Genomic DNA, 13,386 nt, shown 5'->3' with positions numbered 1-13,386 from the left:
TAATGCTTCGGTTACCGGCTTGCTTTGTCATCTTTTAAAACATAATTTTGACCTTTAATCCTTCCGCCCGGAAACGCAGCAAAAGTTTACCTGATCATCCGGGCTTGCTCATCGGAAATGTACACATACTGAGTACATCCTCAAATTTGAAAATACGTACCAATGGAAAACGACCAGCCTGTTGAAGTGAATGTGATGCCCAAAGGATTGATTTACCTACCGGAACCCAAAAAGGGATCAAATCTGGTAACAGAGGGAGACCTCGATGCCTTGTACTACAACCCGGAAAAAAACCCCGATGAAAACCTGAACTATAAGTTTTTGCTTCCCGCTCTTGAAAAAGTCAAAGGATTGGATTACGATTTTGTCGTCGGTTTCGATCATTCCCTGGATCGAACCATCATAGGCTATCCGAACCCGGAAGGAAAGTTTCTGGTGTTCACCGCTCACCAACAGGCGGCTTTGTTCGCGCAAGCGTTTTTGTTCGAGGAAGAATACCCTGACTTTGACCAGGAAAAAACCAAATTGGTGATCAAAGGGATCGTCTTATCCCAGCAAATCGATAAAATCGTTACAAAAAACAACGGAGCGTACAAAGAATCGCACGCCGGGTACGCGGATTTACGCGAACGGGTTCTGGAAACGGCGGATGATTTCACCGATTTTCTGGCCTTTGACGAGCGTAACCACGTTTTGATGGACCTGGACAAGGAAAAGAACGTGGGGAAGCAACTGGCATTGCTTTATTCACTTGCTAAGAAAGCGAAGCAACGCGAAAAAACCCTGTTTGACGTTCATGTGGACTTACAGATTCGTTACAAGCTATACGGAGAAAAAACCTTCAACATCAGCTCCGAAGGAGAGAATAAAAAAATATTCGACCGCTTTCGAACAAAGCCACCGTCCGATGCCATGCACGAGGAACTGGTAAGCATCTCCGATTTCAAAAAGCAACTCTTTTTCAACAAACTTACTGGAAGAAAAAGTGAGCCGGAGCTTCGGCAGATGGACATTGTGCAATTGGAATACAGCAGCGGCCTGAAAATTAGCGTGGAACTGACGGAAGGAGGCGAAAAATTGTTTTTGCATCTGAGTGATTTTACGGACTGTTATAACAAGGAATCCTTTGCTGCCTCCCGGAAAAACATCCACGATCGCTTGTTAAAAATTGTTGTATCTTTAGGAAAAATGGTGATTAATGTAAATTAAGCTTCCACCAGCTTGCTACGTAACCCGTACTTGTACCATGACCATGCCTTTTTTCCGCTTCTTATTGCTGCTCTTTCTGGTCTTCGGCCCTGGGGTAGCCGGGGCGCAGACACCGGAAAAACCCTTTCAAGCCCCTTCCCTTGAAAACGAAAACGCCTGGACGCTCGTGCTTTTTCCCGACACGCAGTCTTACGTAAAATTTCAACGTAACCAACCGATTCTGGACCTGATGGTTCATTGGGTTGTGGATCAGATCGAGGCCTTACAGGTAGCACTGGTTTTGCACGTGGGAGATCTGGTGGAGCACAATGCCCTGCAGGTTCCCGACGGATCGATCGCCGACCAAACCGGAAAGGAACAATGGGAGGCCGTGTCGCGGTCGCTGGGTAAATTTGATCAGCTGGTTCCGTTTATTGCCACCACGGGAAACCATGACTTTGGCATAAAAAACGTTGAAAACCGAGTCAGTTACTACGATCGGTATTTTCCAGTCGAAAAAAACCGCTTTACCCGTGGGATGTTGCGGGACCACGGACTGGACGAACAGGGAATGCCCACCCTGATCAATGCGGGCTACGAGTTTTTGTCACCCGATGGGGAGAAATTTCTAATTCTGGTGATTGAATTTGCCCCCAGGGATGCCAGCCTGGAATGGGCCATCGAGTTGGTGAACCGAGAAGTCTACGCCGATCATCGGGTGATCGTATTGAATCACAGCTATCTGGACCGTGACAGCCAGTTTATCGAAACGGAAGGTTATCCGATTAGCGATAGAAATTATGGTAAAGCAGTCTGGGAGAAATTGATAAAACCTTCCAAAAATATCGAATTGGTATTTTCCGGCCATATCGGAGAACCCGATAACCCCGAGGGCCATGTGGGCTTCCGAACCGACACCAACGCAGCAGGCAGAAAAGTACATCAAATGACCTTCAATGCCCAGGCATTGGGTGGAGGATGGCATGGCAATGGCGGTGACGGATGGCTTCGCCTGCTCGAATTCAATGGGTTGGAAGTAACGGTCAAGACCTATTCTCCGCTCTTTGCCATTTCTCCGGCGACCCGGCATCTGGCCTGGGGTACCGGAGCTTACGAAACCTTTACCTTTCGTTTAGACCCCTGACCGAGAAACGCTTTTTTACTCCCTTTTTTCTCTGGTTACTCCTGATATTGCCCGGAGTATTCCTGTCTTTCTGAAAGGCAGGTACATCCAGCGTCCGTCGCGGCTATTTATCCCGTATCGTTTATCCGTTTTCTATTTTTAAAATTATGGGTAGGCAATCGCTTTTTTTTGCGATTTCCTCGCTTCAGGGCTCTCGATTCCCTGGGTCCTACCTTACGAAATTTGCCCGGGCTATCCGGGCGGCAAGGGAGTAGTTGGATTGATTTTTGCACACGGTGTATGTAGCGTTTCGGTCAATTGGGTTGCAAGAAACCGCAGGACCCTCTTCTCTTTCCTCGGGTCTTTGGCTCCTATAGGCGGATGCGGAATCCGGGACGTTTGAGACGAAAGCTTTATTCCGGTGGAATGAAGCTAGGGAAAAGCGTACGCTCCCTTTGGCCCGATGTTGCTCGCAAGTGTGGACCGATTTACCTGTTAGGGATTTCACGGAACACCCACTCTACCGGTCGTTTCCCTGGCCACTTCCGGATCGGAATTGCTGCCCCTGCCGAATGAAGTCGGGAGTGGAGGGTTTTTGAAAAGACCGTTCCATGTGCTGGAGTTCCTGAGTGATTCCCATTCGTCTGTCGCCTTGACGCTACCTTTGTCTGGGGAACGTGTACCGGCAAACCGAACCCATAACGCTGCTTTTTCGGAACCTTGAATGAAGGAAAAACGGATGTTGGGTAAATGCGTATTCGCTCGTCTTGTTGGAAAGTCTGTAGACAGCGACCCTTGGGGATCTCAAACGAGGACACTTGTGCGGAAATGAAATGGAAATGAGACGAAACCGATGTATCGATGAAAGCAGAAAGAGAACAACTTAATCCAAATTTGTTAACGATCCGATGGGGCGCTATTCTGACATTATTGGCCCTTTTCGGCTGCATGAAGGAAGACCCCGATCCGGGGCTGGAAGAGCGCGTGCTTTCTGATTCTTTCGAATCCGGCATGCAGGGATGGGAGGGAGGCTTTGCGGATTTGCCCGTGGACGGTCTGGATACCTACGAACTGGACGTTTCTCTCGATAATTTACCCCAAGAGACCGGTACCAGGGACCAAGCCCTTCGGATTCAGGGACAAAACCGTAGCGACGATTTATTTATGTTCTTGAAGAAGGAAATATCCGGGTTGGAGGCCGGGGCGCGCTATCGGGTGGTCTTTGAACTCAGCCTGGCATCCAGGTATCCGGAAAATTCGGTGGGAATCGGTGGAAGTCCCGGGGGATCGGTTTTTTTGAAGGCAGGGGCCGTGACGAGGGAACCCAAGCCGGCACTTGTGGAAGAAGCAGGTTCGACGTACTATCGCATGAATATCGATAAAGGGAATCAATCTCAAGAGGGGGCGGACATGCAGGGTTTGGGAACCATCGGTATCGCCGGAGAGGCATTCGTGTACAAAATAATCCGGCGCGATAACTTGAATCGACCCCTGGAGGTCCGGGCCGGTCCGAACGGTCAGTTGTGGCTAATTGTAGGAACGGATTCTGGATTTGAAGGATTGACCGTTTTGTACTATAAGGAAATCAAGGTAACTTTAACCAAGCTTTAAACCGATCCGGTTTGGACCGAACCTATTTCTGAATTCTAGTTACTGGCACATGGCTGAAAACAATTGGAAGGGATTTCAATGGATGAATGAACCCGGGAGTTTTGCTTTGGAGAAACACTCGCTTCGTCTGCAAACCGATAGCGAAACGGATTTCTGGCGTGTCACCGAACACGATTTTATACAAGATAACGGGCATTTTTTTTACCGGGAGATCAGGGGTTCTTTTGAGATGCTGCTGCGGTTTTCCGGAAGCTATCGCGACCTGTACGATCAGGCCGGCTTGATGGTACGCCTGGACGCTTCAAACTGGATCAAAGCGGGAATCGAATGGGTGGAGGGTTTGCCAAAGGCAAGCGTGGTGGTGACCCGCGATTTCTCCGATTGGTCCATACGAGATTTACCCGAAACGCCCACCGATTTCTGGATCAAAGCCAGGCGGGGCAGGGATCATGTGGAGATTTCCTACAGTATCGATTGCCTGAATTATGAAGTTTTACGTGTGGCATATTTTCCTCCTGCAGGATCCATACAGGCCGGGTTGATGGCTGCTTCTCCCAAAGGTAAAGGTTTTGAAGCTAGTTTCGACCCTCCGACTTTTACTAAAGTCTGACTCAGGAAAGTATTTTTTCCACAACCTCTTCTCCGGAATTTATAGCGCCTTCCATGAAGCCCTGCCATTCAGCCAGGTGTTCTCCGGCAAAATGTACTGCCTGAAACCGTTTTTTTAGCACAGGCATGACGTCGAACCATTGACCGACACCGTATTGGGCATAGGCTCCATAGGAGTATTCGTCTTTGCCCCAATAATAACTGGTCTCTCCGGATACGAGGGAGCGAAGGTCGCCAAAAGCTGGACGAAGGGAGTCGAGGATCAATTGAAGGCGGGCAGGTTTTGGCTGCGCGTGCAGGACCTCGGCTTTGTCCCCGATTGCATAGGCCACCAACACGCCTTTTGTACCGGCCTGATCCTTGGTTCCGTGGTAAAAGTAATGGCCCACGCTATCGGTGATGCAGTCAAAATTCTCCCGTCCCCAGAAGCGTTCGGAAAAGACAATTGGAAATTTTCCGATACGGGCGTACTGAAGCGCGTGCAGGGCTTCGGACAGGTCCGGCGGCAAGGCGGGCTGCCAGTCAATTTTCAGTACCATGTAAGTGGGGGCAGTACAGATCAGTTGGTCTGCCTGAAAGACCTCTCCGTTGACACAGCGCACGGTTACTCCCCCATTGGACTGCTCCACGCGGCTGACTTTTCTACCGAGGTGCAGAGATGTCTCTCCGATGGCCTGGGCCATTTTTTTCGCCAGCAGGTCGTTTCCACCTTTAATTTTCAGGTCCATCTCGTTTTTTTCGCTGCTTTCGGCATATTCAGCCAATGCACTGTAGCTGGAGACTTTCCGGATGGACTCCCCAAAATCGGTGCTATCCAGAAGCTCACGCAGGTCGATGTCCCTGTCTGTGAAGCCCTTCCTGGATAAAAATCGCCACCAGTCCATTCGATCCATTTTTTGCTTTTCCCTGGCGCTAAGCTTTTCCCAATACCTTGTTTTTTGAGCCCAAAAAGCTTCCATTTCCGGCGAAAATTGCCAGGTTCCTGCTTTCGCATGGTTTCCCCGGTAAATTAAATCCGTTTCAAAGCGGTTGTCAAAAAGTTCCAGCCCGAACTCCCGGCAAAGTTCAATTACCCGTTCGTGAGAAGCCCCTACCCATTCCGCGCCCAATTCGATGGTTTGGGTTTCCCCCTTTATCGGTTGGTGGGAAAACACCCGTCCACCCACCCGGTTTCTGGCTTCCAAAACAGTCGTTTTTATGCCGGCTTTTTTGAGCTTATAAGCCGCTGCCAGTCCGGAAAATCCGGCGCCAATAACGAGTACGTGTTTGGGCTGCCTACCGGTCAAAAGGGAGGGGTACCCTTTTGTGGGTAGGGTAAGCGCGCCGCCTAATAGGGCAGTGGCCTGCAGGAAATCTCTTCTTTTCATGGAACGAAATGGTTTTTTCCTGAATATAGGAAAAAAACAAATTTCTTTTCCGAAAGCGAATAATAAAAAATAAAAATTTTATTTCTCCATAGATAGGAGCACTTCTTTGGATAAATTCACTTTTTTCAGAATATATTGGGCAATTTGATCGCCTTGTTTTGTGCCTTCTTCAATGGCGTCCCGAAAATGAATCCCCCCATAAAGCCTGGAAATGGCGGCCTCCTCTGAAGCCTGAAGGAAGGAATCAAAGGCGCGTTCGGGCAGTCCAAAAAACACTTCAGAAGTATCGATAAAGTCAAAAGCCTCGCCAAAAAAATCGGTCAGGATTACGGCGCTGGTTCGCGAGATGACGCTGTGCCCGCTCGTGTATTCAGGAAAAGGAGGGGTCTGCAACTGCGGTCGCCAGGTATCGTCAATGTGTTCGTTGATGGCAGTAATGGGCCGGATTCGGTCGCTCCGGTACTTTTCGTCCCAGCAGCTGATAAATGCATCGTGCAGGCTCATGGCGAGCAGGCAATGGATATAAATGCTTTGCTTGAGGTTCAATCCTGCATCCTGACAGGCGATTCCTGTGATACCTATCCAGTGGCCGCCGGGGGTGATTTTTTTCAGTCCAATAGCCATGTGTCCACTGTAGGTGACATTGAAGGGGTTGCAATCCCAGAAATTTGCAATTAATTTCTGTTCCTCGTTCAGTTGGTTTGTGACGCGGTAGACTTCGTGCAATTGTTCGTAAAAACCGCTGCCTTCCTTCAAGGAAAATGGGGCAGGAGGCGGGGGAGCAAACTCGCTGATATCGTCTAGAAAGAAGGGGCGGATCGTTCGCCACTCCGGATCAATCGCAGCCAAATAGGCCGGGGGCGTAGGGTACCATTTTCCTTCATCACCGGAGGGGCTGTAGCGTTTGAGGGTGCTTAGGAAGCGGTAGCCATCCGTGGCCGCATAGTCGATTACCCATTGGGCCACCTGCATCGCATAATCGATTTGAGCAGCCATCTCTCGTTTCCTGAGGTATTTATTATTCAGGTACTGCTTTTTAAGCTTTTCCTGGGCACTTACCAATTTTTTTCCGGAAGGCATGATCTCTTTTCCAACTTCCAGCATGGCAAACAGGGCTGAAAAAGCAGGATTGTTCGTCGCCTTTCCTAGGGGAGGTTGTGGGATGGGTGTAGAAAAGGGGCCTTTCAATTGACGAAGCAAGGGATCCGGTTCCTTATCCTGTCCCTGTTGGAAAACCAAGTGGGCCGCTAGTAAACTGTAGCTGTAAAAACGCGCTGCTCCGGGAGGACTGGCCACGTCGTTGACCATTACCTCCGTGATGGAAAACAGGTGGTCAATCATCCATTCCAGTTCCTGCTTTTCGCGATTTGGATCTCTTAGGGCTGTTCCCGGCGCATCCAATGGGTACAAATACGAAAGGAAGAAAAACAGGAAAGCGGTATGTAGGAATTTTGCCATGCCAGTTGCGCTACGGTATGCACAAATCTATTGAAATATCAGGGAATACCCAAGTGCTCCCTCCTTTCGGTGCAGGCAGGGTGGATGCTGAAAACTGACGATGTGGTTCGGTGGATTCAGGCGATAAAGGTACGGGTATCCACCGGGGTTTCGCCTTTAATCAGAAATTCGTTTTCTTGTACAAGGGAGATAGCGCCCAAAATGGCCGAGTCGTCCAAGTCTGAAACGTAAATACTCAGATTTTCGGAAATCGGCTTGTAAGGAAACTGCTGTATGACCTCCTGAATACCTTTTTCGAAGAAAGGATACGCTTTCCGGATGGATCCGCCGATGACGATCGCCTCCGGTGCGTAGGCCAGTAGGAGTCGGTATATTAACTGTCCGAGGTGGTTGCCGTAGGCCTTAAAAATAGATAACGCTTCTTTTTCTCCTTTTTCTGCACTCTTTGCCAGTTTCTTGGCGCTTTGATTAAACTCCCGTTTAAAAAACTTGCTACTGCAATAATCTTCAAACGTATGTTGGAGGTAAGGAATACCCCCCCATTCCCCGGCACCGCACAACCTTCCTGTGTACAAATGGCCGTTTGCAATAATTCCGGTTCCTATACCGGTGCCCAGCGTGATGCCGATTACATGTCGGTGGGCTTGGGCTGGTCCAAATTTGTATTCACCCAGGGCAAAACAGTTGGCGTCGTTATTAATCACCACCGGAACACTGAATTTTTTTTCCAGGTAGTCCTTTAGATTCACCTTTTGAAAAGACGGGATGTTTGCCAGGTTGTACACGATCCCTTCCACCGGGTCTACTAGCCCTGGGATACCGATGCCGATGGATTTGAATCCGAAAGAGGTATAGTGTTCGATCTGTACGGAAATGGCATCCAATATTTCTTCTTGCGGCGAACTGGCTGGTGTACGGGTTTCTTTTCTCTCCGATAGTTTTCCATTCCGGATCATGCCAGAGCTAATTTTGGTACCCCCGATGTCCAATCCAAGAACCATGTTATTTACTTTCATTGTACGAGTGGTTTTCGGGTGTCACCCGATTTTAATAGTTAGAGAAGCCCGGGGTTCCCGGTTTCTTTCCCAGAAGGCGATGCTGGGTTGACAGCAGCAAATCAGGAAAAAGTGCCGGCAGGTTCTACTCCCACCTGCGGGCAAGCAATACTGCGGCGCGTGTCAAAGCATTCCTTCGGTTGATTTTTCCAGTTCGCGAGCTTCCACCAGAAATTCTTCTACCCCCATTTCCCGGAAAAAAATCAATCCGTGACTGGATCGCACTTTTGCCGTTTGGTGCTGGTAGAAATAATTTTTCCCCAAGAGTAATTGCACATCACTCAATTGATTGACCCAGGTTCTGCGGGCCAAGGTACTGAATTTCCCGTTGTGTGCGTAGCTGGGGAAAGAGGCATTGACCTGGCTCAAATAGCAATTGGCAAACGAATCTTCCATGACCGACATGTCGCCCAGCGACACCGGAACAATCACGTTTGATTCGGCCGCATCAAACTTAAACCATACGTTTCGGTATCCGATGATCTTGAAATTGCTTAAATCCTCTTCCAGGCTCCATTGCCGAACCGCTTCTGCGGTGGCCTGCAGTACTTTGTAATGCGTATCGGGCCCGCTTCCTTCCGGGTCCAGGGTAAGACTAAGCTTGGTGGGCTTTATTTCCCGAAGCATGTTTAAAATCGGCTCCACGTCTCGTTTTTTATCCGGCTGTTCCGTAAAGATATCTCCGGTATAAAAGCCGAGCCTCAGGTGGTGAACGTTCTTCACCTGTACACCAAAATGTGCCCAGACGAGTTCTTCTTCAAACTCACGAATCATTCCCTTGAGTGTCTGAATATTTTTTGGATTTTTCTCTCCGTCGTAGGAATTATTCAGTACGGTGATGATTTCGTTTATCTGCTCTCGGAGCTGCATGGTGTTTTTGATGCCAAAGGTAAATACAATCGCCCGAACGACCCGGTGGCACAGTCCTCGCAGTCTTTCCTCAGAATTTTCCGAAGCCACGTTGGTTAGGTAGTGGTAGACGTCCTTGTCCATTTTAAGCTTGTATCCGGATTCGTAAAAGTCATCGAATTTTACCATCTGTATGCGGCCCTCGTCCAGAAACTTTTTGGTGCTCTTCAGTGTATCAATCACAAAGGAATTGGTCACTGCCGTAAATCCGGATGTAAGCACTGCAAAGTGGGCTTGATTGCTGTTTTCGTGCAGTTGCTTGGTGATTTGGGGCAAAATACCCAGGGATATATCGTCGTGGTGGGGTCCTGTGTGAAGGAATACTTCGTTTTTTTCCTCCTGCATCCCTTTGTCGATTTTACCGCTAATACTTTTAATGACTTCTTTGACGGTGTTTTCGTTCAGGTCAGGTATTTGACTGGTGTATTTGTCGTTTTTTAAATCCTCCAGCGTGATGCGATGTCCGTATTTTTGAAGTTTTTTACACAGGTCCAAAACCGCTCGCTCCGTTTTGGTATCGTTCCATTTTCCAGTAAAATAGTACTGATTGGTACTGTCGGTCAGTTTGGAAGCAGCACCTTTCGTCAGATAAAACCGTCCGTTTTTGAGTTTTTGCAGCACGGTTGCCGGGTAAACATTTGTCAGGGATCGTTCCAGTGACTCCTTTACAATGGGTGCTTTGGCTTCTCCTGCGGCAATGATGATGGCCACCGCCTCCGGATTATGCACGATCGTGTCCAGCCCTATGGTAATCACCAGGCGGTTGGCGGAGATTTCAATACCTCCCAGATCGCCCGCTGCTACGGCCTGGGTCTCGAAATTCGTTTCTGTAAGCCGGGTGGTCGAAAAGATATCCGATCCCCTGGTGTTAAAGGCGATGTGCCCGTCAGGGCCAATGCCCCCAACAAAAAAACCGATACCTCCTTTTTCCCGGATCTGTGCTTCGTAGTTTCCGCACCATTGGTCGATGAGGTAGATGGATTCCTGCTGCAATTTTTCCAGGGGGGAAGTGTATTCCCGAAACCTGAGGGATAGGTCTACCTTGGAATCAGGAAATACCTCCCGGTAGGATTTTCCCTCCGCCAACGGGATTTCGTCGGAATTGATCAGTAGGGCTTTTTTAGGATCCAGGCCAAACCCTTCAATGTAAAATTTGTTAACGTAGTGAAAAAAGCTGTTTTTCTGCTGCGAGGAGATTGGGTAAAACTCGTCAATTTGAACGAATTGAAGGTCCTTTAAAACCGGTTTTTTACATTCTTTAAGTCCGTATTTTTCCCGGATTTCCAATCCTTTCTTTTTGTCCCAGTTTTCCAGTAAAAACTGGGTCCATTTGATAAAATACTCCGGCGTCTTGCCAGTCGGCAGGCTGATGACTCCCTCCGGATTGGTAGAAACCCATTCTAAAAACCTGCATGCAGTAAGTAATCCCAGTTTTGGAAAATTATCAACGGTGAGGTAGGGGATTTTGGTAGAGATGGTTTCCGTTTCAGAATCCTTAAAAAACGCCTCTTCAGTTTTGGAAAGTGGGTAATTTGCTAACATATGCTTTCTGTCTTTGTTTTTCTAATGCGATTGAATGATGTCCTCAAAGATGTGTTCGTTGACGATGGCGATGGCACCACGCAACCCCACTTCTTTCCCTAATTTTGATAACTCAATAGAAGTCTTTTCCCGGAGCTTGGCCATGCTGTAGATGTTTAATGCCTGCTGTATGGGCGTGGTGATGTATTGATTGGCCTCCGCAATGGCTCCTCCCAAAATGATCAGCTCCGGATTTAATAATTGAATCAAAATGGCGATACCCCGGCCCAGGTCCAAGCCCTATCGGACAAGATACTAATGGCTCGCTGATCTCCTGCCATCGCAGCTTCCACCACGATGGAGGGCTCCAGATTTTCTTCCTTTCCTTCGGACAAACGGGCCAGAATGGAGTCTTTGTCCAGGGCTATGGCCTCTTTCGCGAGGCGGACCACTGCTCCTCCCGAAGCCACCGACTCGAGACAGCCACGTTTGCCACAACTGCAGCTGATCTCTTTTGCATCAAAAAGAGGCGAATGGCTGAATTCTCCGGCAAAGCCGGAATAGCCCCTGTAGAGTTTTTCGTCGATGATGATGCCAAGACCGATGCCCCAGTCAACAAATATCCCCAGGACATTTTTGTGCGTGTTGTTGTTGCCAAATTTAAATTCGGCAAGGGTTTTTGCCCGCGCATCGTTTTCTATGAAGACTTTGCGTTCAAATTTGGCTTCCAACTGAGCGGTAAGCGATTTTTTTCCGGATTTTAGGTAGGTATGGTTGATTCCCGCCACACTATCTACCAGGCCCGGCATGCTGATGCCTACCGCTATGACTTTTTCATTCGGTATTCCCGAGGATTGAATGACCTCCATTGCAAAATCATATATCCTGTCCAATGTCTCTGGCTCGTTGTTCAGGGGGAGCTTTACCGTTTTTACCTTCGATACCTTCTCATTTTTGGTATTGTAAACCGCCGCCTTGGCCCCGTACCGGCTCAGGTCCATTCCTAAAATAAAAAACGAGTCAGGCGCCAATCCATACAGATCCGGTTTACGACCTCCCTGAGATTGCCCACGACCCTCTTTTACCACGATGTTTTCCTCCAAAAGATCGCTGAGTAAGAGGTTGACGGTAGGCAAACTGATACCTACCAGCTGGCAAATGTTGCTCGCGGTATTGTTCCCCAACGTATACAGTTCCTTGACGATTTTTAGCTTGTTGATGTAGTTTTTTATCTCTACGACTCCCTCTTTCTTGTCCAGTACGATTTTTGGGTCTATCAGATTCATTGGAATGATTTTACTGCAAATTAACAAAAAATTTTACCAAACTTACACAACTTTATATAAAAAATTCTTTAATATCCACTCAGAGCATTGCTGATTTTATAAGTCGTATATTTTAGTAATTGCGACAGACTTACATGTTTCAACGACCCAATGTAGGTAAATAAAAGTTAAGTTATTTATAAAAATAAATAAAGCAAAGGTATTTTTTGAAAATATTTTATCATGTTTGTTCTGAACGTTTACCATGGATGTCTCAACTACCTGAAAAAATCATGAAAGGCAGAAGAAAATTTATCAAGCAATCGGTCATGTCTACCCTGGCGACGGTTCCACTTGCGGGAATTGCCGGGGGACATTTGCAAGCAGCCACGAAAACAGCAGCCTACAAGCCTCAGCTTTTGTCCACCTGGAACCACGGCATGCCGGCAAACGACAAGGCCTGGGAGGTGTTGGAAAAAGGCGGGTCCATCTTAGATGCGGTGGAAAAAGGGGTAATGGTTACCGAAAACGATTTAAGTAATTTGTCCGTAGGCTTGCAGGGTTTGCCGGATCGGGAAGGAATTGTCACGCTGGACGCCTCTATTATGAAAGGGGACGGTTCCTGTGGTGCAGTGGCCTTTGTCAGGCAGGTCAAACACCCCATTTCTCTGGCACGCAAGGTCATGGAAAAAACACCTCATGTATTGCTTGTAGGAGAAGGAGCCCGGCAGTTTGCCATCGCAGAGGGAATGCCGATGGAGGAGGAGGTGCTTAGCCCCAATGCCGCCAAGGCCTACGAACGATGGAAGGAAAACGCCCGATACCAACCCATTATCAATATTGAAAATCACGATACCATTGGTATGATCGGGCTCGATGCAACGGGGGGCCTCGCCGGATCATGCACCACAAGCGGCCTCGCGTATAAAATGCACGGAAGGGTGGGAGACAGCCCGATTATCGGCGCCGGTCTGTTTGTGGACAACGAAGTTGGCGCCGCCACGGCTACCGGATTGGGTGAGGAGGTGATACGAATTTGCGGGGCCTTTTTGATCGTGGAACTCATGCGGCAGGGAAGAACCCCTCAAGAAGCCTGTGAAGAGGCTGTCAGGCGGGCGGTGGCAAAGAGCAAAAACCTGGATTCCACCCAAATAGGTTTTCTCGCCATGAACAAAGAGGGCAGTTTTGGCGGCTATGCCATTCGACCCGGTTTTAATTTCGCCCAACACCACAAGTACGGCAAGTCGCTGGTCGATGCCGGAAGCTGGTTTAACTAGCAA

Annotated in this window: 9 protein-coding genes and 1 pseudogene; 5 read left to right on the top strand and 5 right to left on the bottom strand. The window is 48.4% G+C overall.

Going from position 1 to position 13,386, the window contains the following annotated elements; genetic code table 11:
• Window positions 1–162: 162 nt before the first annotated feature.
• From ABWH99_RS17795 to ABWH99_RS17780, 4 genes are all read left to right on the top strand, one after another.
• Complete coding sequence (locus tag ABWH99_RS17795; protein ID WP_375583169.1) at window positions 163–1,209, top strand: hypothetical protein; 1,047 nt, start codon at window positions 163–165, stop codon at window positions 1,207–1,209.
• 37 nt (window positions 1,210–1,246) lie between these two features.
• The gene (locus ABWH99_RS17790) at window positions 1,247–2,332 is read left to right on the top strand and encodes a metallophosphoesterase (RefSeq protein ID WP_375583168.1); all 1,086 of its coding nucleotides are present in this window, start codon (window positions 1,247–1,249) and stop codon (window positions 2,330–2,332) included.
• 840 nt (window positions 2,333–3,172) lie between these two features.
• A complete protein-coding gene (locus tag ABWH99_RS17785) occupies window positions 3,173–3,922 on the top strand; it encodes a hypothetical protein (RefSeq protein ID WP_375583167.1) in 750 nt (249 codons plus the stop codon).
• A gap of 49 nt (window positions 3,923–3,971) precedes the next feature.
• Window positions 3,972–4,532: a DUF1349 domain-containing protein gene (locus ABWH99_RS17780; RefSeq protein ID WP_375583166.1), complete on the top strand. Its 561-nt coding sequence runs from the start codon at window positions 3,972–3,974 to the stop codon at window positions 4,530–4,532.
• 1 nt (window position 4,533) lies between these two features.
• Here the strand turns inward: ABWH99_RS17780 and ABWH99_RS17775 are convergent, their stop codons facing one another.
• The 5 genes and pseudogenes from ABWH99_RS17775 to ABWH99_RS17755 form a co-directional block, all read right to left on the bottom strand.
• On the bottom strand, window positions 4,534–5,898 hold the full coding sequence (locus ABWH99_RS17775) for a flavin monoamine oxidase family protein (protein ID WP_375583165.1): 1,365 nt from the start codon (window positions 5,896–5,898) through the stop codon (window positions 4,534–4,536).
• 78 nt (window positions 5,899–5,976) lie between these two features.
• Window positions 5,977–7,356 carry a vanadium-dependent haloperoxidase gene (locus ABWH99_RS17770; RefSeq protein ID WP_375583164.1) on the bottom strand — a complete coding sequence of 460 codons (1,380 nt, stop codon included), beginning with the start codon at window positions 7,354–7,356 and terminating at the stop codon, window positions 5,977–5,979.
• 116 nt (window positions 7,357–7,472) lie between these two features.
• A complete protein-coding gene (locus ABWH99_RS17765) occupies window positions 7,473–8,372 on the bottom strand; it encodes an ROK family protein (RefSeq protein ID WP_375583163.1) in 900 nt (299 codons plus the stop codon).
• Between the two features lie 162 nt (window positions 8,373–8,534).
• Window positions 8,535–10,862, bottom strand: a complete 2,328-nt coding sequence (locus tag ABWH99_RS17760; protein ID WP_375583162.1) for a glucosamine-6-phosphate isomerase — start codon at window positions 10,860–10,862, stop codon at window positions 8,535–8,537.
• 21 nt (window positions 10,863–10,883) lie between these two features.
• Window positions 10,884–12,127 (bottom strand): annotated as a pseudogene (locus ABWH99_RS17755) (ROK family protein).
• 248 nt (window positions 12,128–12,375) lie between these two features.
• On the opposite strand from ABWH99_RS17755, the gene ABWH99_RS17750 reads away from it, so the two are divergent.
• Complete coding sequence (locus ABWH99_RS17750; RefSeq protein ID WP_375583161.1) at window positions 12,376–13,383, top strand: isoaspartyl peptidase/L-asparaginase family protein; 1,008 nt, start codon at window positions 12,376–12,378, stop codon at window positions 13,381–13,383.
• Window positions 13,384–13,386: the final 3 nt, after the last annotated feature.

Source organism: Cyclobacterium xiamenense, assembly GCF_042140265.1.
Classification (GTDB): domain Bacteria; phylum Bacteroidota; class Bacteroidia; order Cytophagales; family Cyclobacteriaceae; genus Cyclobacterium; species Cyclobacterium xiamenense_A.
The sequence above is the reverse complement of the archived record's forward strand: the minus strand, read 5'-3'. Positions and strand labels throughout refer to the sequence as shown.